The organism is Thermococcus sp. ES12, from assembly GCF_012027515.1.
Taxonomy (GTDB): Archaea; Methanobacteriota_B; Thermococci; order Thermococcales; family Thermococcaceae; genus Thermococcus; species Thermococcus barossii.
The window spans coordinates 183,675-205,773 of sequence record NZ_SNUP01000003.1 but is presented as its reverse complement, the minus strand read 5'-3'; the positions used below and the strand labels follow the sequence as shown (position 1 = coordinate 205,773).

Below are 22,099 nucleotides of genomic sequence, written 5' to 3'. Positions count from 1 at the left end.
GGGCTTTTGGTCCTAAAGGCTTTCTGGAGGGCATTGTCCCAAAAAACAGGGAAAGCCTCCCTCGGGAAGTCTATATGCCGTTCCAGAGCCCCATCAAAAAAGTCCCTGCAACAACCCCCTGCTGACAGGATCACGAACCAGCTGGCTCCAAACCAGAGGCCTCAGAGAGGCCGTTTACGGCATGTTTTCCAGAAAACCTTAAATATCTGAGGCTTTCTAACAATTTAATAGGCAAAAGAGGGCAAAAATCGCCCTGTTGCAATAAGACTCTGGGAGAATTGAAAGCTGATGGAGCGGTCAGGATGAGAACCACGACGAGGGTTGCAATAAGACTCTGGGAGAATTGAAAGGTATTCGATTAGTATAAAGGGCGGAGAACTGGGGAGGTTGCAATAAGACTCTGGGAGAATTGAAAGTTTGAACTTATAAGTCGCGTGCGGGCCGACCAGGCGGGGTTGCAATAAGACTCTGGGAGAATTGAAAGTCGAGGTTTCAACTGGCGGCGCGGTGGTGTTTAACGAGTTGCAATAAGACTCTGGGAGAATTGAAAGTTCTCTTCATTTTTTACCACCTCCAGGTTTTTTTAAAGTTGCAATAAGACTCTGGGAGAATTGAAAGTCGTTTTTATTATTGTTGCTGTCACACTTTCGCTTAAGTTGCAATAAGACTCTGGGAGAATTGAAAGCTACGATGTGCGTTTCTACTCAAAGAGGAGTGGACTGTTGCAATAAGACTCTGGGAGAATTGAAAGGGATTAGGGAAGATTTTAGGCGGCCTTGTAGCGGTAAGTTGCAATAAGACTCTGGGAGAATTGAAAGAGGTATAAGCGTTGTTAACAATGCTGGTAAATTCACAGTTGCAATAAGACTCTGGGAGAATTGAAAGTAAACCGCTCTTCATCTATCTCTTCCCACTTATACCGGTTGCAATAAGACTCTGGGAGAATTGAAAGCCGACATCGCGATCCCAATGGACCCCAGGATCCAGAGGTTGCAATAAGACTCTGGGAGAATTGAAAGCAGTTCATAAGCTTTCAACACTTTTGGCGGCATTGCGTTGCAATAAGACTCTGGGAGAATTGAAAGTCGTTTTTATTATTGTTGCTGTCACACTTTCGCTTAGTTGCAATAAGACTCTGGGAGAATTGAAAGAAGCCCACACGGTCAAATTTTGCCGAGCCCCCCAGGTTGCAATAAGACTCTGGGAGAATTGAAAGGAGACGGCTTACGAGATACTCGAAAGGGTGCTTAAGGTTGCAATAAGACTCTGGGAGAATTGAAAGTGACCTTAACAGCCCCGTAATTGAAGCTATTCACAAGTTGCAATAAGACTCTGGGAGAATTGAAAGATTTAGAGCACGTTACGGATGTGTTAGTTGGGACAGGTTGCAATAAGACTCTGGGAGAATTGAAAGAAGCGCTTTTATAAGGTCCTGGTCGGCTATTTGGAGGAGTTGCAATAAGACTCTGGGAGAATTGAAAGGTCGTTATTATCGCCGCGTTAATCGCCGCGTTGGTGGTTGCAATAAGACTCTGGGAGAATTGAAAGGTCATGGCGTTTTTCGACTGAAACCAGCTCTAGCTCTGTTGCAATAAGACTCTGGGAGAATTGAAAGAGGACTATGGGGTCAAGGTTCATGGCCATCACGCTCCGTTGCAATAAGACTCTGGGAGAATTGAAAGCTTGCTGATGGAGTTGTCATTGTGAACGGAACCATATGGGTTGCAATAAGACTCTGGGAGAATTGAAAGGGGTGGGTTTATATCGTTCCTTAACCGCCTGGTCGAGTTGCAATAAGACTCTGGGAGAATTGAAAGAAGAAGTGCTTGAAAGGATGAAAACGAAGTTTAAGAGTTGCAATAAGACTCTGGGAGAATTGAAAGTGTTACAAGGAGTAACGTCCTGTGCTCGGCCCCAAGTTCGTTGCAATAAGACTCTGGGAGAATTGAAAGGCATGTATCAAGATGCCGCCCTTCTCCAAAACCTCAAGTTGCAATAAGACTCTGGGAGAATTGAAAGAAGCTATACAATTAGTTGCCCAATACGTCAACAGCCGTTGCAATAAGACTCTGGGAGAATTGAAAGTTGAGATTGATGAAGACACTCTGATGTGGGTGCTCTGTTGCAATAAGACTCTGGGAGAATTGAAAGGGCGAACTCACCGAAGCCGGCGACGGCTTCATTCATGTTGCAATAAGACTCTGGGAGAATTGAAAGTGTCCTTTTTGCTCATGATGTAATGCACTAAGTAGCCGTTGCAATAAGACTCTGGGAGAATTGAAAGGTGCTTCCAGCTCGTTGATGATATCAGCAATTTCTGCGTTGCAATAAGACTCTAGGAGAATTGAAAGTCGGCCTTCCCGAGGAGTGGAGGAAGAAGATCGCAGTGTTGCAATAAGACTCTAAGAGAACCTGAAACTCTATAAAACCCCAGCGGAAGTTCGAGGGGGTGTGGGGGACGGAACGTCCCCCCAGACAATAAGACTCTGGGAGAATTGAAGTTCTCACAAAAACTCCCCGAACAACAGGTCTTCCCTCGTTCCTCCGGCCTTTTTGAAGACCTTTTCGCTCCAGGAGACGTTCCCAACGTCCTTTGGCCTGTGGGCATCGCTCGCGAAGGCCAGCTTTACTCCACGTTTTATGCACTCTCTTATGAAGCCAACATCGGGGGCGCGGTAGCGGGAGCTTATCTCAAAGGCTTTTCCGTTTGCTTCCGCCAGCTCTATAACCTCCATTAAGCTCTCCTCAGAGGGGTAGCCTATGTGTGGAAAGCTCGCCCCGAAGTGCCCGATTATGTCAACGTTCTCATCGAGGAGAGCAATCTTCACCAGCTCCACGTACTCCTCGGGATCGCTCAGCCAGAGATGGACGCTGGCTATGACGTAATCGAGCTTTTCCACAATCCCCGCGGCAATGTCAACGCCACTGTGGGTTATGTTGGCCTCTATCCCTGCCAGAACGGTTATCTCAGCCTCTTCCTTCCAGCGGTTGATGTCCCTGATGTAGCGGTTGAAGGCCCGGCCGGTGAGGTAGTGGCTGTGGTCGCTTATGCCGAGCAGCTTCAGTCCCCTCCCCTCGGCTGCGCCTATGTTGTCCCCTATCCCGCCAACGCCGTCTGAATAGACTGAGTGCGTGTGGATGTCATGGGAAAATTCGAGCATGTTAAGAACTCCTCGGCGGGATTAAAAAGCCTTCTGGACAAAATATCCAACGTAAAGCCCAACCTTGAGTTTTGACAACCTTTAAATACCGCTGAAACAAAACTCACCCGGTGGTGAAAATGGTCGAGCGCTCCAAGGTTAGGGTTCTCGTTGCAAAGCCCGGACTTGACGGTCACGACAGGGGAGCCAAGGTCGTCGCGAGGGCATTGCGCGATGCCGGTTTTGAGGTCATCTACACGGGCATAAGGCAGACCCCGGAGCAAATAGTGGAGAGCGTCATTCAGGAGGACGTGGATGTTCTCGGCATAAGCATCCTCTCCGGTGCGCACATGGTCCTGATACCCAAGATAATCCGCCTCCTTGAGGAGCGTGGCATAAAGCCCAACGAGGACGTGCTCGTCATAGCCGGTGGAATAATCCCGCCCGACGATGCGGAGGAGCTCGAAAAAGGCGGTGTTGCCAAGGTTTTCGGTCCGGGAAGTCCGATAGGTGACATAATAAGATTCATAGACGAGAACGTTCCGAAGCTCAGGAAGTTCAGGTCGGCCTGAACCCAACCTTTATAATTTCTTGCTGGATAATTTGTCCGAGTGGTGACGATGATAGACGACCTCATAGAACGCATGCTTAACGGCGACAAACGAGCCACTGCGAGGCTCATAACCCTCGTCGAAAACGACGAGGAAAAGGCCCGGGAGATAATCTCAAGAATCTACCCCCACACCGGCAACGCGTACATCGTCGGGATAACCGGACCGCCCGGGGCAGGGAAATCAACGCTTCTCGACAAGCTCATCAGGGTCGCCAGAGAAGAGGGAAAGGTCGTGGGCGTTATAGCCATAGACCCCACGTCGCCTTTTACCGGTGGGGCTTTGCTCGGTGACAGGATAAGAATGCAGCGTCACTCCACCGACCCCGGGGTTTTCATAAGGAGCATGGCCACGCGCGGCTCCCTTGGTGGCCTCGCCAAGGCAACGAGCGATGCGATAAAGGTTCTCGACGCCTATGGCTGCGACGTCATCTTCGTTGAGACCGTTGGTGTCGGCCAGATTGAAATCGACATCGTGAAGACCGCCGATACAGTGGTTCTAGTCACCGTTCCCGGGCTGGGGGACGATGTGCAGGCAATAAAGGCCGGCCTCATGGAGATAGCGGACATCTTCGTTATCAACAAGGCCGACAAGGAGGGGGCCGACGCGACCTACTTTGAGCTCAACCTCATGCTCGACCTGGAGAAGGAGCGCTGGGAGAAGCGCGGCTGGAGACCGCCGATAGTTGAAACCGTCGCCACAACCATGAGGGGAATTAGAGACCTCTGGGAGGCTATAAAGGAGCACCATGAATTTCTCGAAAGGAGCGGGGAGATAGAGCGTAAAAGGAAGTTCAGGGCCGAGGAAGAGGTCAAGACGATAGTCTCCGGCAAGATAGCCAGGATGATAAGCGAGAGGCTGGATGAAGAGGATGTGGCGTCTCTGATAGAGAAGATTGTGATGCGTGAAATCGATCCCTACTCTGCCGCGGATCTGGTACTTGAAAAAGCCCTGGGGGTGAAGGCATGATAAAGAAGATAGACCACGTTGGTATAGCCGTTAAGAACTTGGAGGAGGCCATCAAGGTCTGGGAGGGCCTCGGTCTCAAGGTCGAGGAGATCGAGGAGGTTCCGGACCAGAAGGTAAGGACGGCGATAATCCACGTCGGCGAGAGCAGAATTGAGCTCCTGGAGCCGACCGCCGAGGACTCGCCGATAGCCAAGTTCATAGCCAAGCGCGGTGAGGGCATACACCACATAGCCCTCGGCGTGGATAACATTGAGGAGCATCTTGAAAAGCTCAAGGAGGCCGGCTACAGGCTCATAGATGAGGAGCCGCGCATAGGTGCCGGCGGCGCAAGGATAGCCTTTGTCCACCCGAAGGCAGTTACAGGTGTGCTTCTCGAACTCTGTGAGAGAAAGGAATGATGTTCCGGAAATAGTGGCGTTTGGTACCATGCCCTTCTTTCATATTTAACTGAAAGGTTGGAACAGTTCTTTGCTTAGATTCACACCGTAACGTTTATTAGGCATGTTTGCAAACCTTCTGTGGCTGTAAGGTGGTAAGAACCATATCCAAGTCATGTGTACGAAGTGATGACTTATGATGTTTAGGGGGCGACCCCTCAGAAGGGAGTCACGGATACTGGACTATCGCCGTCTCAACGACATTCTGGTGAGGAATCCGAAGAGAGGGAAGATTCTTATAACAAGGAGGGCCCCCTTCGAGGTTAGCGCTCCAAATGTCTATCAGATTTGGATAACTAAAGTTTCTCATCCGAACGCGGTTCACCCATCGAGGCTACACGTTATCGAGCAGATCGTGTGGGACAGGCTCCAGAACGAGAAATCCGACGTTGTTCTCGATGCCGTTGAATACCTCATGATCGAGAATGGCGTTGAGCCAACTCTTCGCTTCGTCAGCAAGATACGGGACATGGCCGTCATGAAGAACTCCAACTTCTATGTCACGGTTAGTGATGGCCTGGATAACAGGCTACTCAACGTCCTCCGCAGAATAGTCGAGTGAGCGCACGGCAGGTAAAGTTATATAACCTACTTCATCATTCTCCAATTTAGGTGTAGGGCATGCCGTACATCGAGAAGATTGAAATGAAAGGTTTCAAATCCTACGGTAACCGAAAGGTAGTCGTTCCGCTTTCTAAGGGGTTTACAGCGATCGTTGGTGCCAACGGTTCTGGAAAGAGCAACATAGGTGACGCCGTTCTTTTCGTTCTCGGCGGCCTCTCTGCCAAAGCCATGCGCGCAACGAGGATAAGCGATTTGATCTTTGCTGGCACAAAAACTGAGGCTCCCGCTAAATACGCGGAGGTTGCAATGTACTTCAACAACGAGGACAGGGGTTTTCCCATCGATGAGGATGAGGTTGTGATAAAGCGCCGTGTCTATCCAGACGGCAGGAGCACATACTGGCTCAACGGTAAGAGAACCAGCAGGAGCGACATCCTTGACGTCCTCAGTGCAGCGATGATTTCACCCGAGGGCTACAACCTTGTCCTTCAGGGTGACATCACCAAGTTCATAAAGATGAGCCCGACCGAGAGGAGGATGCTCATAGACGAGATTTCCGGAATAGCCGAGTACGATGCGAAGAAAGAGAAGGCTCTCAAGGAGCTCAAGCAGGCGGAGGAGAACCTGGCGCGCGTTGACCTTCTAATCCGCGAGGTCAAGACCCAGCTTGACAAGCTCGAAAAGGAGCGCAACGACGCCCTCCGCTACCTTGACCTCAAGGAGCGCGTTGAAAGGGCCAGGGTTACCCTCCTCCTGGGCGAGATAAGGAAGCTCAAGTCCCTGATTGAGGAGAACAACCTCCGCGACAAGGAGATAGAGGCGGAGATAGCCGCCATAGAGGAGCGTCTCAAGGACATAGCCAAGGAGATAGTCGCCAAGGAGAAGGAACTGAACGCCATCGAAAAGGAGCTTGAGGAAAAGAGTGAGGACGGTATCCTGGAGGTCACGAGAAAGATCAGCGAGGTTCAGTCGAAGATCGAAATGGCGAAGAAGAACATCGAGCTGGCTCAGAAGGAGATAGAGGACAGCCAGCACAGGCTGGCTAAGACGAAAGAGGAGCTCAAAAAGGTCTCGGAGGAAATCGAGAAGAGCAGGAATGCCATTCAGCGCTGGAGCAAGAGGCGCGAGAAGCTCAAGGCGGAGATAAAGGAAAAAGAGGTCATCAAAAACGAGCTGGTGGTCAAGCTCGGTGAGATTGACAGGGATTTTGCCATAGCCAAGCAGGACTTCGACAAGGTCGTTGACGAACTGGAGGAGGCCAAGAAGGAGCTCTACATGAAGGAGAGCGATATTAAGAAGTTCGAGGAGGAGATAGAGCGTCTCAAAGGCAAGATTGCCCAGGATACTGCCAGGAGAACTGCCCTCAAGTCGAAAATAGATGATGCCAGGAAATCCCTTGAGGCGAAGCGCTCCGAGCTGGGAGAGATAGACGGGAAGATGTCAAAGGCCGAGGCAAGGCTCAGGAAGGCTGAAAAGGAGCTTGAGGAGAAGAGCAAAGCCCTCAGAAAGGTCGAGGACGAGCTTGCAAAGGCCAGGGAGGAGCTGATAAAGGCCGAAGCCCAGCGTGAGGTTCGTGGAAACCGCGCGGTCGAGTTCCTCAAGAGCCAGAACATCCCCGGTCTCTACGGTCCCCTCGGTGAGCTGATAACCGTTGCGGACAATGGCTATGCTCTCGCCGTTGAGGTTGCCCTCGGTGGAAACTACGACAACGTTGTTGTCGAGGATGACAAAGTCGCCGAGAAGGCCATCAAGCTCCTCAAGGAGAAGAAGCTCGGAAGGCTAACTTTCCTCCCGCTAAACAAGATTAAGCCACGTTCGATGCGCGAGAAGCCTTCCCTCGGGATTCCGGCGATGGACGTCGTCCAGTACGACCCGCGCTTTAAGAACGCCGTCGCCTATGCCCTCGGCGACACGCTCATCGTGAGCGATATGGACGAGGCCAGAACCGTAGGGATTGGAAAGGTCCGCATGGTGACCCTTAGCGGCGAGCTCCTTGAGAGGAGCGGTGCCATAACCGGTGGCCACTACAGGCCAAGGGGCAAACTCGGGATAAACGTCGATGAGATAAGGAAGCGTGTGGAAAAGCTCGAACGCGAGAAGGAAGCTCTGGAGTCGTCAATCAACGCCCTCAAGCTTGAGGTTAAGGGACTTCAGAACGAGCTTTTTGAGCTCCGCATGAAAAAGAGCGACCTGAGCAAGGACCTTCAGGTGGTTCAGAGGGAGATGGAGCGCCTTCTCTCGGAGGACAAAGCCCTTAAGGAGGAAATTGAAGAGAGCGAGAGGCTCATTGAGGTTCTTGAGAAGAGGATTCACGGGACGAAGGGCGATATGGCGAAGCTCCGCGGAAGAATAGAGCGCCTCGAAAAGAAGAAGGAGAGGCTCAAGAAGGCCCTTGAGAACCCCGAAGCGAGGGAGCTGAACCAGCGCATAAGGGAAGTGGAGCACGAGATAAGCAAGCTGAGGGAGGAGCTGAGCAAGGTTGAGAGCAAGCTTGAGAACCTTGAGATAAGGATAAATGAGGAACTTCTCCCGAGGAAGGCTGACCTTGAGGAGGAGATTGAGGGGCTGGTGAACAGGATAAACGCCCTCAAGGCAAACATCGCCGAGAACGAGAAGGCCATAGAGGAGTTCGAGAAGGAGCTGGAGAAGCTCAGAAAGGCCGAGGAGAGTGTGAAGGACGAACTTAAGGAGCTCCGCGAGAGGCGCGAGAAGGTCAGGAACGAGATAATAGACCTCCGCTCGGAGAAGGACGAGCTCAGCTCCAAACTCCAGGAGCTCCGCATTGAAGCCAACACCCTCAAGATAAAGCTCGCCCAGTACGAGGCAACGCTGAAGGAGAAGCAGGACGAGCTCAAGCACCACGACGCCAAGCTAATTCGGAGCATCAAGGAAGTGCCGCTGGAGCTCGAAGCCCTGAGGGAGCAGATAGAGAAGATGGAGGAGGAGATACGCTCCCTCGAACCGGTGAACATGAAGGCCATAGAAGACTTCGAGGTCGTTGAGAGACGCTACCTTGAGCTGAAGAGCAAGCGCGAGCAGGTCGTCGCTGAGAAGGAGAGCATAGAGGAGTTCATCGAGGAGATAGAGGGCCAGAAGAGGAACGTCTTCATGCAGACCCTCAGCGAGATAGCCAGGAACTTCTCGGAGCTTTTCGCCAAGCTCTCTCCGGGCGGGAGTGCGAGGCTCATCCTTGAGAACCCGGATGACCCATTCGCTGGAGGTCTTGAGATAGAGGCCAAGCCCGCTGGAAAGGACGTCAAGAGGATAGAGGCCATGAGCGGCGGTGAGAAAGCTCTAACGGCTTTAGCCTTCGTCTTCGCCATACAGCGCTACAAGCCGGCTCCCTTCTACCTCTTCGACGAGATCGATGCACACCTCGACGACGCCAACGTCAAGCGCGTCGCCGACCTCATCAAGGAGGCCTCCCAGAACAGCCAGTTCATCGTGATTACACTCAGGGACGTCATGATGGCGAACGCGGACAAGATAATCGGGGTCAGCATGAGGAACGGCGTCTCCCGCGTCGTTGCACTGAGCCTTGAGAAGGCCATGAAGATACTGGAAGAAGCGAGGAAGAGGAGCGAGGCCGAGCACGCCGAGATGTTCGGCCACCTGGGCGGGTGAGCTCGATGTTTGACAGGGAGGAATTCGAGCGATGGCTCTCCCAGGCAGAGTACACCCTCAGGAGTGCCGAGAACGACATGAAGTCGGGATTCTATTCGTGGGCATGCTTCAAGGCACAGCAGGCCGCGGAGTATGCCGTCAAGGCCCTGCTATTTGGGCTTGGAATCATGGCGTACGGCCACTCAATAAAGAGGCTACTCGACGTGCTCTCGAAGGAGGTTGATGTTCCAGAGGAACTCTTTGACAGCGCCAGATTGCTGGACCGGCATTACATCCCCCCAAGGTACCCGGATGCATATATAGAGGGCGCTCCCTATGAGTACTACGGGGAGAAAGATGCCGTGGAGGCCATCAACTCATCGCTTGCGATAATAGCCTTCGTCAGGAGGGTTGCCGATGAGGTCCAGTGAACTTCCCTACGGGCGGGAAATCCGGGAGTACGTTGAGGCCGTCAAAAAGGCCCTCAATCCAAAACTGATACTTCTGTATGGCTCAGTTGCCAGGGGGACGTTCGGTCTGGGAAGCGACGTGGACGTTCTGGTGGTTGCGGAGGACCTTCCCAGGAATCCGAACGAGCGTCTGAAACTTCTCTACGACCTCGACAGAACCCGTGCTCCGATTGATGCGAAGGCCTACACCCCCGGGGAGATCAGAAAAATGCTCCTCAGGGGGCATCCACTCATACTTGACGCCCTCTCCGATGGGAAGGTTCTCTACGCTGACGAGGACTATCTTGAGGAACTGACGGCGATGTTCAACGCCGTCAGAAGAAAGTTCCGCCGTTTTGAGCGGGGCTGGATTAGAATTGAGAGGTGAAACTTATGGAATCCCGTCGCGAGGAGGAGATAACGCCCGTTGACATTCTCCTCCAGCTCGTCACCATGGGTAAGGTTGATCCCTGGAACATAGACATAGTTGACCTGACCGAGAAGTACATCGAACGGCTCAGGGAGATGAAGGAGCTTGACCTCAGGGTTTCGGCCAGGGCGATACTGGCGGCGTCGATACTGGTGAGAATGAAGAGCGAGGCTTTGCTCCACGCGGACGAGGAGGAAGAGGGGGAACACCACGACGAGCGCATAAGGGTCGAGGTCGAGCCCCTCGCCCCGCCGCTCAGGAGGGTCGAGCGCTACTACACCTTCGACGACCTCCTGGATGCCCTGATGGACGCCCTGGAGGAGGCTGAGAAGAGAAAGCCCAGGAAGAAAAAGAAGGTCGAGATAGAGGAGGAGGTCTTCGTCGTCGATGACTTCCGCGTGGACATCGAGAAGCACGTCTACCGCCTCCACGAGATAGTCGTGAACATGTACCGGGAAACAAGGGAGCCAATAAACTTCTGGGATCTCGTCTTTGACCCGACTCCGAAGATAGTCGCCAGGACCTTCCTCTACCTCCTGTTCCTCTCCAACATGGGGAAGGTGGACCTGATTCAGGAGGAGCCCTTCGGGGACATACTGGTTGTGCCCGTGGAGGAGGCCTGATTTCTTTCCCCTCCCCTTGCCGGCCTTACCGTTATGACCAGTAGGGGTTCCTCGCTTCCTATGTAGAGGCTCCTCTTCTCCCTGTTCAGGTAGAAGCAGTACTCCCCTTCCGAAAGGTTCTGGACGAACTTTTCCGGCCTCGTATGCCTGAACACCCGTCCATCGAAGAAGACGCACTCGTATGCTCCGGAAATGCCCGAGACTCTCTCCCTGATCTCCTCCAGGGAAAGCCTCTCGCATTCGAGCCTGGCACAGACCAGGCTCTTTCTCCCGTCTGTGAAGATTACCACCTTTTCGTTCACGTCGATCCTTCGAGAGCGGTCGAGGAAGGCCCACAGCTCCGAGTAGATGCGCTCGAGCTTCCTCCTCTTCGCGAGCCTCTTGGCCAATCTTTCCTTCGCGTGCCTCGTGAGGAGCATGGCAGGGGTTCGTCCGAGAATTTATAAACTTCGCCGAGGATATAGGCATATGTACCTTCGTCGCGATATAATCGAGCCCCGCGTTTATCAGGAGGTCATCTACGCGCGCTGTAAAGAAACCAACTGCCTCGTCGTCCTGCCGACCGGATTAGGAAAGACCCTTATAGCAATGCTCATAGCCGACTACCGGCTCTCAAAGTACGGCGGTAAGGTCCTCATGCTCGCCCCGACGAAGCCCCTCGCGCTCCAGCACGCCGAGAGCTTTAGAAAGCTCTTCAACCTCCCGCCGGAGAAAATCAACGTCCTCACCGGCGAGCTTTCGCCCGAAAAGAGGGCTGAGGTGTGGAGGGAGAGTACCGTCATCACCGCCACGCCTCAAACTGTTGAAAACGATATTCTCACCGGAAAGATATCGCTGGAGGACGTTGTCCTGCTGGTTTTTGATGAGGCCCACAGGGCGGTAGGCAACTACTCCTACGTCTTCATAGCGAGGGAGTACCTCAAAACCGCCAGACATCCGCTTGTTCTCGGTCTCACCGCCTCCCCAGGAAGCGACGAGATGAGGATACGCGAGATAGTGAAGAACCTTGGAATAGAGCACATCGAGATAAGAACCGAGAGCTCGCCGGACGTCAGGCCCTACGTTCAGAGAATGACCTTCGAATGGGTCAGGGTTGAGCTTCCAGGCATCTACAAGGAAGTCCGCTCTCTCCTCCGTGAGATGCTGAAGGAGAGTCTCAAGCCCCTGGCCCAGTTCAAGCTCGTCTCGACCTATTCCCCCGACATCTCCAAGAGGGAAGTCCTCCAGGCGGGCTCTAAAATCAACCGCGAGGTTGCCATGGGCAACTACGAGCTGGGCCGGCTTAGAATGTACCAGGCGAAGGCTGTGAAGCTTCAGCATGCGATAGAACTGCTGGAGACGCAGGGGCTGACCGCACTCAGGGCGTACCTCAAGAAGCTCAGAGAGGACAGGCGGACAAAATCCAGCAAACAGCTCATGGAAGACCCGCGCATGAGAAAGGTCATCTATCTCCTCGTCCAGGCGAAGGAGCTCGGTCTCGACCACCCGAAGATGGAGAAGCTGAGGGAACTCGTGAGCGAGCAGCTGAAGAAAAAGCCGGACTCAAAAATCATCGTCTTCACCAACTACCGCGACACGGGGAGGAGGATAGTTGAGGAGCTCCGCTCTGCGGGCATCTCAGCCGAGCGCTTCATTGGTCAGGCTAGCAGGAGTAACGACAGGGGGATGAGCCAGAGAGAGCAGAAGGAAATCCTCGAGAGGTTCTCGCTGGGAGAGTTCAACGTTCTCGTGGCAACGAGTGTGGGTGAGGAGGGGCTGGACGTTCCGGAGGTTGATCTGGTGGTGTTTTACGAGCCGGTTCCTTCCGCCATAAGGAGCATCCAGAGGCGCGGAAGAACCGGCAGACACAGACCCGGCAGGGTCGTTATTCTGATGGCCAGGGGAACGCGCGATGAGGCCTACTACTGGAGCTCCCGGAGAAAGGAGAAGGGGATGTTTGATGCGATAAGGAAGATAGCGCGCGAACTTGAGAAAGCTCATCCACACCGGGCTGAAATAAGAGAAAAGGTCCCGGAGAGTGTTGAAATGCCCTCGAAGGGGAAGATAACCCCGCTTGATGCGTTTCTCAAGCCAAAGAAGAAGATGGAAAAGCCGAAAAAGGCCGAAAAGACCGAGCCTTCCAAGGAGGAGGTCTACGAAAAGCTCCCAATAAAGCCGGTCTTCGTGAGGAAGCCGAAGGGAATCGTCGTCTATGTGGACAACCGCGAGCTCAGGAGTGGCGTGCCCAAGCACCTCAAAGAGCTTGGCGCCGAGATTGAAGTCAGAACGCTCGACGTCGCTGACTATGTGGTCAGCGAGGAGGTGGGGATAGAGAGAAAGAGCGCCAACGACTTCATCCAGTCGATAATAGACGGCCGCCTTTTTGACCAGGTTGAGCGCCTCAAGAGGGCATATGAGAAGCCAGTGATAATAATCGAGGGCGAGCTCTACGGGGTAAGGAACGTCCACCCCAACGCTATCAGAGGCGCGATAGCGGCCGTTACCATTGACTGGGGCGTGCCGATACTGTTCTCGTCCGGAACCGAGGAGACTGCGCAGTTCATCTACCTCATGGCCAAGCGCGAGCAGGAGGAGCGGAAGAAGGAAGTCCGCCTGAGGAGCGAGAAGAAGGCTTTAACGCTCGCTGAGAGACAGCGTTTGATAGTTGAGGGCCTGCCCCACGTCTCATCGACCCTCGCCAAAAGACTGCTGAAGCACTTTGGTAACGTTGAGCGCGTCTTCACGGCTACCGAGGAAGAACTCCAGGAGGTCGAAGGCATTGGTCCAAAGAAGGCGAGGGAGATAAGGAAAGTAATAACGGCACCCTACGTGGAGGACGAGGACAAAGCTTAAGTCGAAATTCTGGAAAGATTATAGTGCCCCCGGGAAACCGCGGGGAGGTGAGCGCTTCGGCGAGCCGTGACCTCCCTTCGCTCCCCGGGGGCACACTTCTGGATTACCTCGTGACGATAGCGTTCACCCCTGCGGCGGCAAGGGTCAGCAGCTCGAAGACCTTGTAGGCTTCCTCAACGGTCTTCGCCTCGAACTCGACCGTTTTCCCGTCTATGCGATTCACGAACGGCAGCAGCTCGGCGGTGTCTGCCATATCGCTCCTCAGGAAGCGGACTTTTACATGGACCGGCTCTCTGGTAACGAGCGGTTTTGCCTCCCCTCTCTTCAGCCGCTCGACGGCCTCTATCACGCCCTCCCGCAGCATGGTCTTTATTCTCCTCATTCCAGGGCTCTTGGCGGCGTAGCGTGAGGGAGATTCCTTGAATGGGACGCCGAGGGCCCAAGGGGCAAATCTCCTGACGTCGGTCTCTATCAGCTTCTTGTCGCCCCCGACAAGGATCACGGGGATTCCCCAGCTTCCCAAAATGTAGGCGTTGAGCAGGAACTCGCTCACCTCAATCCCGTTGATTTCCAAACTGTCTATGCTCGCCCCGCTGTAGGTGTGGTCGAAGGTCGCTCTATCAGTCCCCGCCTTGGCGTGGTAGCCGAGGAATATCGCCGCATCGCTTCCCTTCGCGAAAGCCACCATGCTGAGCGGCCTCGGAAAGCCTCTCACCAGCTCAATGTAGTCCGGAGTGTCCTCGGGCAGTATGTTGACCATCGGGCCATGGCTGTCGGCTATGATGACCTCCTCAAAGCCCAGTTCGTGGTGGAGGGTCTCAGCCGTCACTTTGACTATCTCGGTTGCTATCTTCCGGGCCTCGGAGTAGAGGGCACCTTTAACGAATAGGTGCTCCCTGCTTACTATGTACGGCAGACCCTCAAGGTCGAGGGATATGAAGGCACGCACGGTTATCACCACGATAAAAATCGAAGCGATAAAAGAAAAGTCTTGCGGTGGGTCTTATAACCTGGGGGAATATACCTGGTGGGATTCAATAATTCCCGCTCATGAAAAGGGTTATATAGGCCTTCTTTCATAGAATAGAGTGGTGATAGGTATGCAAATTGTCGAACTCGACATTAAATTGCCCTACGAGGGAAGGGGAAAGATTCTAGGCCGCCTTTATGAGAAGGTTAGGGGCAAGATTAGGGACATACACTTCTTCCCGCCCACCCTGGAGGGCATCAGCGAAATCAGAATGGAGGTAGTCGAGGACGACGCTCCCAGGCTTCTTTCGGAGCTCAAAAAGATAATCAAAAACGGAAAGATAACCTTCAAGGTTCTCTCCGAGGCTTAACCCTTTATCCCCCTGTTCAGTTCTTCCAGCTTTTCTCTCGCACTCTCAAGCGAGTCCGCCTTTTCTATGGCAGTCCCCGTCACTATTATGTCGGCACCGGCCTCGACTGCCGCCCTCGCCTGCTCTTCGGTTCTTATCCCACCGCCGACGATAAGAGGAACGTCTATGACTTTCCTGACGAGGGATATCATCTCGGGGGGAACGGGCTGCGGTGCACCGCTTCCAGCTTCAAGATAGACGAAACGCATTCCGAGGTACTGGCCGGCTAGGGCGTAGGCCGCGGCTATCTTTGGCTTGTGTCTTGGTATCGGTTTTGCATCGCCCACCCAGCCGACGGTCTCGCCGGGCTCAATGATTAGGTAGGCCATTGGGATAGGCTCTATTCCGTAGCGCTTGACGGTAAAAGCTCCAAGCGCCTGAGAGCCTGTTATAAAAAATGGGTTGGTCGAATTGAGAAGGCTCATGAAGAAAATAGCATCGGCGTACCTGCTTATTCCACCGTGCGAACCCGGGAAGAGTATCGTTGGAAGGTTCGAGCTTTCCCTTATTGCCCTCACAACTCCGTCCAGAACGTCTCCCTCGGCCCCGGTGGAGCCACCTATCATTATTGCATCAACGCCTATCTCTTCGCTCATTCTCGCTATCTTGCCCGCCGTTTCGGGGTCAACGTCATCGGGGTCGAGGAGAACGAAGTGGAGCTTCTCCCTTTTGAGCTTCGCGTGAATGTATGATTCAACTCTCCCCAGTTCGAGCTTCATTTTTCTCACCGAATTCTATAGCTTCCCTCTCGCTTTTAACCCTTTTCCATTTCAGACCCAGCCCTTTGAGGATTCCGGTGAGAATGACATCCGGTTCTTCATCGAATCTGTAGAGGTTCGTTTCCACCCTGACGTCGCCGGCTCCAAAGCCTTTCACGGGCTCACCATACCTGGAAACCTCGACGGATAGTCTCTCCTCAAGCCTCTCCTCGCTTGGAATCATGTACGCCCTCAGGAGTTCCCCCTCCTTCAGGAGAAAGTCTATGTGCCAGTGGAGCTTTTTGTCCCTCCGGAAGTGTCTGGCGACCCTTTTCTCCAGGGAGTTCATGGCGGAGCCCACGTAGACGTAGTATCCGCCTCTCAGGCGAAATCTGCGCCCTTTCGTCGTTATCTCGCTTTCTTTGGGCAGGTAAATAACCAGGAAGTACGCACCCCTCATGAAAGTGACTCCCACTCAGAGTTTATAAACCCTCAATCCCAGTTGCATTAGGTGTGTGGTGAATGGACGAAAAGAAAAAGAAGCGCCCCGTTGATGAGTTTGCCTGGCAGGAATACGACAAAGAAGAATTTGAAGAGCGCTTTCCTGCTCTGGCGAGGGAGCTTGAGGAGGAGGGAGTTCCCATAGAGGCCTACAGAACCAACGAGGAGCAGGTTCTTGATGAGGAGGTGCGGGATTTCTCCGGCTACAATCCAACCGTTATAGACTTCCTCCGGAGATGCGAGACCGACGAGGAGGCCCTTGAGATAATCAACTGGATGGAGGAGCACGGGGAGATAACCCACGAGATGGCCAAGGAACTGCGCATAACCCTTGTCCAGAAGGGCGTGAGGGCCTTCGGCTCCAAAAAAGAGTGGGGATGGTACGAGAGGCACAGAAAGAGGGAATGAGTCAGATGTTCCCTATCCTCTGTAGAACCATTCCCTCTATCCTTATCGGCTCAGTTCTCCTGGCGAGTACTATCGCCTGATCGAGTCTGGCCTCGCTTTCGGCCCGTATCGTGAAGAGGGGGTCTCCTTCCTTGACCTTCTCTCCAACTTTCACGTAGAGCTCTATTCCCGCTCCCTTATCCTCTGGGGCGCCTGCGGCCCTCGCTATTCCAGTTATGGCCTTGTTGTCTATCCCGGTTATGTAGCCACTGATAGGGGCCGTGAAGGTGTACGTTTTGTCGCCTATGGGTATCTCCTCCGGTTTGATGTCTGGGTTTCCACCCTGCTCCTCTATGATTTCCCTCATCTTTTCGTAGGCCTTTCCGCTCTCCAGAATTTCCCTCGCCATCTTCTTGCCCATTCCCGTCGGTGCAACGCCGCCCATCTCAAGGAGTATTCCCGCCAGCCCTGTGGCCTTCTCTATCAGGCTTCCTGGCCCTTTTCCGGTCATGAGGGCCGAGAGGGCCTCTCTCGCCTCAAGCGCCGGGCCGACGGTGTGGCCAATCGGCTGACCGCCGTAGGTTATGGCCACCTCAACGTACTGGCCGAGCCTTCTGCCCAGCTCTATGAAGTCCCTTGCCAGGGCCCTTGCCTGCTCAACGGTCTCAACCTTGACACCCTTTCCGGTCGGGATGTCGATGAGCACGTACTGGCTTCCCATCGCGTACTTCTTCGACATTATGCTCGCAAGCATAAGTCCGGTGGGGTCAATGCTGAGGGCGCGCTCAGACTTTATCGTGATGTCATCGGCAGGGGCAAGGTTCAGAGCCCCTCCCCAGACCATACAGGCGCCTATCTTCTCTACGATGCGCTTTATCTCGTCGAGGGAGAAGCTTACCTCGGCGAAGACCTCGACGACATCAGCCGTCCCAGCGGCGCTGGTTATTGCCCTTGAGCTGGTCTTGGGTATAGTCAAGCCAGCCGCGGCAACGATGGGCACGACGAGTATGTTGGTCTTGTTTCCTGGAACGCCGCCTATGCTGTGGACGTCCATTATGGGCTTTCTGTCTATGTCGAGCATATCTCCTGTCTCGGCCATGGCTATTGTTAGAGCCGCTATCTCATCCATATCGAGGCCGTTTATCTCAAGCGACGTGACAAAGGAACTTATCTCGATGTCACGGAGCTTCCTGTCCACAATGTCCTTGACTATCGCCTCTATCTCGACCTTTCTGAGCTTTCCTCCGTGCATCTTTTTCTTTATGTAGCGAACGCTCTCCGGGGTGCCGCTTGGTATGACCGTAACGACTTCTCCCTCGGAGAAGCTGTGGAGTCCGAGTATGTCCCTGCTTATTCCTATCTCCCCTTCCTTCACGAGGTTGCTTACAACGACGCTTCCGTAGACCGTTTTCTTTCCAGCCTCAATCTTTACGAGGTCATCCGGGTGGAGCTTGGCTTTCTTGGCTTCCTTCTCGTTGATGAAGACTGAGTACCTCCCGCTGTACATGTCGAGTATTCTAACCTTGGCCTTCATACCTATCCCTCCCTTTCACACACGAGTTCACAGTATTGGACAGAAGAGTACTTAAATGTTTTCAACTGATTGGCCATCAAAATGAGCACAGCCGTTCATAGAGCTTGGCAGAGAAATGTAAAAGTGTCAGGTGCTGAGGCCATGGCCGTACTCTGCAACCGGAGTTGTGATGTTCTGAAGCTCGCCGGTGCTGAGGAGAACCCTCACGACATCTGGGACTATCTCCTTGACCGCAGGTGGCAGGAGCCCCTCTCCCCGGAGGTAGTAGCCAACGACCTCGCTCAGTGGGGCGCTTACGAGTCTGCCCTTGAAAACGCGGACTACCTTATTCTCCACCTCGACTATCCTGTCTGGATAGCCGAGCCTAACCTTCATAGCGCCCCACCTCCAAAACAGAATTAGTATAAGAGGGTTTTTAAAATTTAACGCCCCAGAAATGTTTAATAACAAAAGGGACAGAAAAGCTCAGAGGTTTCTGACTTCCTCGTCTATTGACTCCTCAAGGGTCTTCTCCCACTCTTCAACGTCGAAATCGACGAGCTCGCTCTCAAGGTCCTCCTTCAGGCTGGTGACACGCCTCTTAAGGGCGCTCTTGGTTTCCTCGTCGTAAACGACGTAGTACGGGTTGCTTTTGGCTGAGTAGTAGAGCATGAGGAGGACTATGTTGAGCACTATGAGGATTATCACTATTCCGTAGAGCAGTGCCTCGGCCATTACCTCTTCCCCCCAAACAGTGCTTTGAACACCCTCTTTATCGGGCTCTCTGGCTCGGGTGCCTGCCACTTGATTCCCGCGAGCTTGGCAGCGAGCTGCTTGATGGCTATCGCTGCCGGGCTGGTCGGGTTCTTGATGACGAGGGGCACACCGTAGGCGGAAGCACGCTTGACCTCCGGGTCCTCCGGTATCATTGCGAGGACGGGCACTTCGAGGATTGCCTCTATTTCCTCCTGGGTCAGTTCGGTCTTCTCGTTGGTTACCCTGTTAAGTATCGCACCGAGTGGAAGTGTTCCGAGTTTCTCGGCGATAAGCTTGGTTTTGAGCGAGTCGGTGATGGCAGATATCTCCGGGTTCGTTACGATTATAAGCTCCTTTCCAATGAGGAGCGCGGTAACGGACGTCATCTCAAGGCCCGCAGGGGCATCGATAAGGACGAAATCCGCCATTTGACCAATTTCTCTGATCAGCTGCCTGAGCCTCTCCGGCTTGGCCTTCTTTATCTTCTCAAGGCTCAGTCCACCGGGGATGACCTTAACCCCGGCCGGGCCCTCATAGATTGCATCCCTGAGATCGGCCTCTCCTGCCAGAACATCGTGGAGCGTTATTGGGATGTCCTCCATACCGAGAACAAGGCTGAGATTCGCCATGGTTATATCCGCATCCAGCAGGATGACCTCCTTTCCAAACTGGGCCAGGGCAACACCCAGATTGGCAACAGTCGTTGTTTTACCAGTTCCACCCTTTCCCGATGCAAAAACAATTGAGCGACCTTCCAAAGTTAACACCCCCGGTATGAGCGGTGACCGCCCTTTCCCATAAAGCGTTCCTGAACTTCTTCAATTTTATACGGAGTGATGCCTCTGTGTGTATGAAGTATGCAGGCAATGCTTTTATTTTTTGCGGTTCATCCAGAGATGGAAAAGAAAAGATGGAAGAAAAGCCATTCGCACCTTACTCCTGCCCGGTCTCTGCCTCGGCCTCCTTTTCAGCTTCCTCGCGTATCTCTTTCGCCAGTTTTATCTTTGCCACCTCGGCAGTCTCACCGAGGCTCCTGAAGAGCTTGAGCATCTCCATCGGTAGGGTGAGGACGATGACGTTGCTCTTGTCACTGGCCACGTCGCTTATCGTCTGAAGCGTCCTGAGCTGAAGTGCCATCGGATGTTCGCTGATTATCTCAGCGGCCTCGCGGAGCTTTTCAGCCGCCTGGCGCTCTGCCTCTGCAAGAAGTATCCTGGCCCTTCTTTCACGCTCTGCCTCTGCCTGCCTCGCCATTGCCCTCTGCATTCCGCTCGGAAGCTCGACGTCCTTTATCTCGACGGTGCTGACTTTAATTCCCCACGGGTCGGTTGCCTCGTCGATTATCTTCTGGAGCTGGAGGTTGAGCTTCTCCCTCTCGCTGAGCAGCTCGTCGAGGTGTGCCTGGCCTATGACGCTCCTCAGCGTCGTCTGGGCTATCTGGCTGGTGGCCATTATGTAGTTGCTGACCTGCGTAACCGCCTTTACAGGGTCTATGACCCTGAAGTAAACGACCGCGTTAACCCTGACCGGGACGTTGTCCTTGGTTATGGTTTCCTGGACCGGAACGTCGAGAACCCTTGTACGCAGGTCAACTATCACAGCTTTTTCGAATATCGGGATTATGAAGAACAGCCCTGGACCTCTGGCCCCCACTATTCTTCCGAGACGGAATATCACTGCCCTCTCGTACTCCTTGACTATCTTTATGGCGCTTGCCAGTATAATCAACACAAACAACAAAACTATGGCCAATACAATGTTTCCGGCACTTACAATGGCCATACTCACTCCTCCCTCCTTTCATCAATTCTTTCGACTATAAGGGTGAGTCCCTTGACTTCAACAACCCGGACTTTTTCTCCGACGGGTATCCTCTTTTCATCCTTGCTTTCCGCCTTCCAGAGTTCACCGTGGAGCTTGACGACTCCCTCGGGGTCAAGGTCTTCAACTACCTTGCCAACTTCCCCTACAAGTTCCTCCATTCCGGCCTCAGGTTTTTTCCTGTGTGCCCTGACCACGGTCGCTGCACCGAAGAGGAAGAACAGCCCGAGGAGTATCGCCATGACGATGATGGCTATTCTGAGTATCGAGTACGTTTCACCAGTCACCAGGTATTCACCCCCGTCTCCGCTGAAGAGCATGATTCCACCCAGGATGAACGTTATAACGCCCGCCACGGTGAACAGGCCGAAGGTCGGTGTCAGCGCCTCGGCTATGAAGAATATCATAGCGAGGACTATGAGTATCAGCGCGGCGCTGCTGTAACCGAAGTATCCCAGACCTATGAGGCCGAGAACCAGCATTATGGCGCCGACTGTCTCAGGAACGTGCCAGCCGGGGGTTAAAAAGCCGAATATGAGGCCGATGAATCCAAGGTTGAGGAGGAGGTACGCTATTGTGGGGTCGGTTATGTACTTGACGACCGTATCCCTGAAGGACGGCTCAATGTACACGAGTTCCGCGTTCCTGAGGTGCAGTGTCACCTTTCCCTTTCCGGCCACGGGAACTTTTGTCTCCATCCCGTCGGCCTTCTGGAGGAGTTCGTCAACGTTCGTCGCGATGACCTCGATGACGCCGTACCTCAGCGCCTCCTCCGGCGTTACGCTTCTGTCCTTGGTTATGAACTCCTCCGCGAGTGTCTCGTTCCTTCCGCTCATCCTCGCGAGCTCACGGATGTAGGCCACGTAGAAGTTGGTTATCTTTGGTGGGGCTTCAACTATACTCCCGTTCTGTCCGTAGCCGAGTATCGGCCTGCAGGCCCCTATGACCGTGCCCGGCGTCATTGCTATGAGATGAGAGCTGAGGGCTATGTACGTCCCGGCAGAGGCCGCCATTCCTCCCGAGGGGTGAACGTAGATTATGACCGGAACCTTCGCGTTCTGTATCCTCGTAACGATGGCCTGCATCGCATCGCCGCGCCCGCCGGGGGTGTTGAGCTCGATTATTATTGCCTCCGCGTTGTTCTTCTCGGCCTCGCTGATGTATCTGTCGAACTGGTCAACTGTGTAGCCGGTTATCATGCCGTCAACCTTGGCCACGTAAACAACGTTGCTCTGGGCATGGACGCTCGGAAGGAACATGATGAGCATTAGCAGGGCTATAAGGACAAACCTCGGCCTCATCCGTACCGCCTGATACTAATACTACTGGAGGGTTTAAATCTTTTGCCTGTCCTCCAAAAGTGATTTATATATTGGGCGCCAATCT

22 protein-coding genes and 1 CRISPR repeat array are annotated in these 22,099 nt (G+C 53.5%); of the genes, 11 read left to right on the top strand and 11 right to left on the bottom strand.

All coding sequences use genetic code 11. The features are described 5' to 3' along the window. Window positions 1-255: 255 nt before the first annotated feature. A CRISPR array of direct repeats spans window positions 256-2,418; the repeat unit is 30 nt; unit sequence GTTGCAATAAGACTCTGGGAGAATTGAAAG. 86 nt (window positions 2,419-2,504) lie between these two features. Beyond that, entirely contained in the window at window positions 2,505-3,161 is a 657-nt protein-coding gene (locus E3E37_RS08940) for a PHP domain-containing protein (RefSeq protein WP_167716700.1), read from the bottom strand. Window positions 3,162-3,280: 119 nt separating this feature from the next. Here E3E37_RS08940 and E3E37_RS08935 point away from each other — a divergent pair, with 119 nt between their 5' ends. The 8 genes from E3E37_RS08935 to E3E37_RS08900 all read left to right on the top strand — a co-directional run bounded on the left by E3E37_RS08935 (window position 3,281) and on the right by E3E37_RS08900 (window position 10,826). Beyond that, window positions 3,281-3,712, top strand: coding sequence for a cobalamin B12-binding domain-containing protein (locus E3E37_RS08935; protein WP_167716871.1), 432 nt, complete (start codon window positions 3,281-3,283; stop codon window positions 3,710-3,712). A gap of 48 nt (window positions 3,713-3,760) precedes the next feature. Then, a complete protein-coding gene (gene meaB, locus E3E37_RS08930; RefSeq protein ID WP_167716869.1) occupies window positions 3,761-4,720 on the top strand; it encodes a methylmalonyl Co-A mutase-associated GTPase MeaB in 960 nt (319 codons plus the stop codon). Then, on the top strand, window positions 4,717-5,118 hold the full coding sequence (gene mce / locus E3E37_RS08925) for a methylmalonyl-CoA epimerase (protein ID WP_088864966.1): 402 nt from the start codon (window positions 4,717-4,719) through the stop codon (window positions 5,116-5,118). The genes meaB and mce overlap by 4 nt, the downstream gene beginning before the upstream one ends. A gap of 175 nt (window positions 5,119-5,293) precedes the next feature. Beyond that, window positions 5,294-5,719 (top strand): DUF835 domain-containing protein, encoded by a 426-nt coding sequence (locus E3E37_RS08920; protein WP_088864965.1) that lies wholly within the window; start codon window positions 5,294-5,296, stop codon window positions 5,717-5,719. 59 nt (window positions 5,720-5,778) lie between these two features. Further along, window positions 5,779-9,345 carry a chromosome segregation protein SMC gene (gene smc / locus E3E37_RS08915; protein WP_167716698.1) on the top strand — a complete coding sequence of 1,189 codons (3,567 nt, stop codon included), beginning with the start codon at window positions 5,779-5,781 and terminating at the stop codon, window positions 9,343-9,345. A 5-nt stretch (window positions 9,346-9,350) separates the two neighbouring features. Continuing rightward, window positions 9,351-9,755 (top strand): HEPN domain-containing protein, encoded by a 405-nt coding sequence (locus E3E37_RS08910; protein ID WP_088864963.1) that lies wholly within the window; start codon window positions 9,351-9,353, stop codon window positions 9,753-9,755. Next, window positions 9,742-10,161, top strand: a complete 420-nt coding sequence (locus tag E3E37_RS08905) for a nucleotidyltransferase domain-containing protein (protein WP_088864962.1) — start codon at window positions 9,742-9,744, stop codon at window positions 10,159-10,161. Before E3E37_RS08910 ends, E3E37_RS08905 begins: the two co-directional genes overlap by 14 nt. A 5-nt stretch (window positions 10,162-10,166) precedes the next feature. Next, window positions 10,167-10,826, top strand: a complete 660-nt coding sequence (locus E3E37_RS08900) for a ScpA family protein (RefSeq protein ID WP_167716697.1) — start codon at window positions 10,167-10,169, stop codon at window positions 10,824-10,826. Here the strand turns inward: E3E37_RS08900 and E3E37_RS08895 are convergent. Further along, window positions 10,775-11,245, bottom strand: a complete 471-nt coding sequence (locus E3E37_RS08895) for a hypothetical protein (protein ID WP_167716695.1) — start codon at window positions 11,243-11,245, stop codon at window positions 10,775-10,777. The genes E3E37_RS08900 and E3E37_RS08895 overlap by 52 nt on opposite strands. Window positions 11,246-11,294: 49 nt before the next feature. Between E3E37_RS08895 and E3E37_RS08890 the strand changes: the two genes are divergently transcribed. Continuing rightward, window positions 11,295-13,658 (top strand): DEAD/DEAH box helicase, encoded by a 2,364-nt coding sequence (locus E3E37_RS08890; RefSeq protein WP_167716692.1) that lies wholly within the window; start codon window positions 11,295-11,297, stop codon window positions 13,656-13,658. A 103-nt stretch (window positions 13,659-13,761) separates the two neighbouring features. Here E3E37_RS08890 and E3E37_RS08885 read toward each other — a convergent pair whose 3' ends face one another. After that, complete coding sequence (locus E3E37_RS08885) at window positions 13,762-14,607, bottom strand: M55 family metallopeptidase (RefSeq protein WP_167716867.1); 846 nt, start codon at window positions 14,605-14,607, stop codon at window positions 13,762-13,764. 151 nt (window positions 14,608-14,758) lie between these two features. Between E3E37_RS08885 and E3E37_RS08880 the strand changes: the two genes are divergently transcribed. Further along, window positions 14,759-14,998 carry a hypothetical protein gene (locus tag E3E37_RS08880; protein ID WP_088864957.1) on the top strand — a complete coding sequence of 80 codons (240 nt, stop codon included), beginning with the start codon at window positions 14,759-14,761 and terminating at the stop codon, window positions 14,996-14,998. Here the strand turns inward: E3E37_RS08880 and E3E37_RS08875 are convergent. Next, the gene (locus E3E37_RS08875) at window positions 14,995-15,756 is read right to left on the bottom strand and encodes a geranylgeranylglyceryl/heptaprenylglyceryl phosphate synthase (RefSeq protein WP_167716865.1); all 762 of its coding nucleotides are present in this window, start codon (window positions 15,754-15,756) and stop codon (window positions 14,995-14,997) included. The two genes, E3E37_RS08880 and E3E37_RS08875, sit on opposite strands and share 4 nt — an antisense overlap. Continuing rightward, window positions 15,731-16,195, bottom strand: coding sequence for a DUF123 domain-containing protein (locus E3E37_RS08870; protein ID WP_167716690.1), 465 nt, complete (start codon window positions 16,193-16,195; stop codon window positions 15,731-15,733). The genes E3E37_RS08875 and E3E37_RS08870 overlap by 26 nt, the downstream gene beginning before the upstream one ends. A gap of 62 nt (window positions 16,196-16,257) precedes the next feature. Here E3E37_RS08870 and E3E37_RS08865 point away from each other — a divergent pair, with 62 nt between their 5' ends. Next, on the top strand, window positions 16,258-16,644 hold the full coding sequence (locus tag E3E37_RS08865; protein ID WP_088864954.1) for a DUF2095 family protein: 387 nt from the start codon (window positions 16,258-16,260) through the stop codon (window positions 16,642-16,644). A gap of 1 nt (window position 16,645) precedes the next feature. Here the strand turns inward: E3E37_RS08865 and E3E37_RS08860 are convergent, their stop codons facing one another. From E3E37_RS08860 to E3E37_RS08835, 6 genes are all read right to left on the bottom strand, one after another. Next, entirely contained in the window at window positions 16,646-18,157 is a 1,512-nt protein-coding gene (locus tag E3E37_RS08860; RefSeq protein WP_167716688.1) for an AMP phosphorylase, read from the bottom strand. Between the two features lie 126 nt (window positions 18,158-18,283). Further along, the gene (locus E3E37_RS08855) at window positions 18,284-18,532 is read right to left on the bottom strand and encodes a hypothetical protein (RefSeq protein ID WP_167716686.1); all 249 of its coding nucleotides are present in this window, start codon (window positions 18,530-18,532) and stop codon (window positions 18,284-18,286) included. A gap of 90 nt (window positions 18,533-18,622) precedes the next feature. Further along, window positions 18,623-18,871, bottom strand: coding sequence for a hypothetical protein (locus tag E3E37_RS08850; RefSeq protein ID WP_088864951.1), 249 nt, complete (start codon window positions 18,869-18,871; stop codon window positions 18,623-18,625). Continuing rightward, window positions 18,871-19,650 carry a cell division ATPase MinD gene (gene minD, locus E3E37_RS08845; protein ID WP_088180740.1) on the bottom strand — a complete coding sequence of 260 codons (780 nt, stop codon included), beginning with the start codon at window positions 19,648-19,650 and terminating at the stop codon, window positions 18,871-18,873. Before minD ends, E3E37_RS08850 begins: the two co-directional genes overlap by 1 nt. A 175-nt stretch (window positions 19,651-19,825) precedes the next feature. Further along, complete coding sequence (locus E3E37_RS08840) at window positions 19,826-20,674, bottom strand: slipin family protein (RefSeq protein ID WP_088864950.1); 849 nt, start codon at window positions 20,672-20,674, stop codon at window positions 19,826-19,828. A 2-nt stretch (window positions 20,675-20,676) separates the two neighbouring features. Further along, a complete protein-coding gene (locus E3E37_RS08835; RefSeq protein ID WP_167716684.1) occupies window positions 20,677-22,014 on the bottom strand; it encodes a nodulation protein NfeD in 1,338 nt (445 codons plus the stop codon). Between the last annotated feature and the right edge of the window lie 85 nt (window positions 22,015-22,099).

Excerpts from the sequence above, each read along its gene's own strand:
- E3E37_RS08940 (WP_167716700.1), bottom strand. The coding sequence starts at position 3,161 with ATGCTCGAATTTTCCCATGACATCCACACGCACTCAGTCTATTCAGAC.
- E3E37_RS08935 (WP_167716871.1), top strand. The coding sequence starts at position 3,281 with ATGGTCGAGCGCTCCAAGGTTAGGGTTCTCGTTGCAAAGCCCGGACTT.
- meaB (WP_167716869.1), top strand. The coding sequence starts at position 3,761 with ATGATAGACGACCTCATAGAACGCATGCTTAACGGCGACAAACGAGCC.
- mce (WP_088864966.1), top strand. The coding sequence starts at position 4,717 with ATGATAAAGAAGATAGACCACGTTGGTATAGCCGTTAAGAACTTGGAG.
- E3E37_RS08920 (WP_088864965.1), top strand. The coding sequence starts at position 5,294 with ATGATGTTTAGGGGGCGACCCCTCAGAAGGGAGTCACGGATACTGGAC.
- smc (WP_167716698.1), top strand. The coding sequence starts at position 5,779 with ATGCCGTACATCGAGAAGATTGAAATGAAAGGTTTCAAATCCTACGGT.
- E3E37_RS08910 (WP_088864963.1), top strand. The coding sequence starts at position 9,351 with ATGTTTGACAGGGAGGAATTCGAGCGATGGCTCTCCCAGGCAGAGTAC.
- E3E37_RS08905 (WP_088864962.1), top strand. The coding sequence starts at position 9,742 with ATGAGGTCCAGTGAACTTCCCTACGGGCGGGAAATCCGGGAGTACGTT.
- E3E37_RS08900 (WP_167716697.1), top strand. The coding sequence starts at position 10,167 with ATGGAATCCCGTCGCGAGGAGGAGATAACGCCCGTTGACATTCTCCTC.
- E3E37_RS08895 (WP_167716695.1), bottom strand. The coding sequence starts at position 11,245 with ATGCTCCTCACGAGGCACGCGAAGGAAAGATTGGCCAAGAGGCTCGCG.
- E3E37_RS08890 (WP_167716692.1), top strand. The coding sequence starts at position 11,295 with ATGTACCTTCGTCGCGATATAATCGAGCCCCGCGTTTATCAGGAGGTC.
- E3E37_RS08880 (WP_088864957.1), top strand. The coding sequence starts at position 14,759 with ATGCAAATTGTCGAACTCGACATTAAATTGCCCTACGAGGGAAGGGGA.
- E3E37_RS08875 (WP_167716865.1), bottom strand. The coding sequence starts at position 15,756 with ATGAAGCTCGAACTGGGGAGAGTTGAATCATACATTCACGCGAAGCTC.
- E3E37_RS08870 (WP_167716690.1), bottom strand. The coding sequence starts at position 16,195 with ATGAGGGGTGCGTACTTCCTGGTTATTTACCTGCCCAAAGAAAGCGAG.
- E3E37_RS08865 (WP_088864954.1), top strand. The coding sequence starts at position 16,258 with ATGGACGAAAAGAAAAAGAAGCGCCCCGTTGATGAGTTTGCCTGGCAG.
- E3E37_RS08860 (WP_167716688.1), bottom strand. The coding sequence starts at position 18,157 with ATGAAGGCCAAGGTTAGAATACTCGACATGTACAGCGGGAGGTACTCA.
- E3E37_RS08855 (WP_167716686.1), bottom strand. The coding sequence starts at position 18,532 with ATGAAGGTTAGGCTCGGCTATCCAGACAGGATAGTCGAGGTGGAGAAT.
- E3E37_RS08850 (WP_088864951.1), bottom strand. The coding sequence starts at position 18,871 with ATGGCCGAGGCACTGCTCTACGGAATAGTGATAATCCTCATAGTGCTC.
- E3E37_RS08840 (WP_088864950.1), bottom strand. The coding sequence starts at position 20,674 with ATGGCCATTGTAAGTGCCGGAAACATTGTATTGGCCATAGTTTTGTTG.
- E3E37_RS08835 (WP_167716684.1), bottom strand. The coding sequence starts at position 22,014 with ATGAGGCCGAGGTTTGTCCTTATAGCCCTGCTAATGCTCATCATGTTC.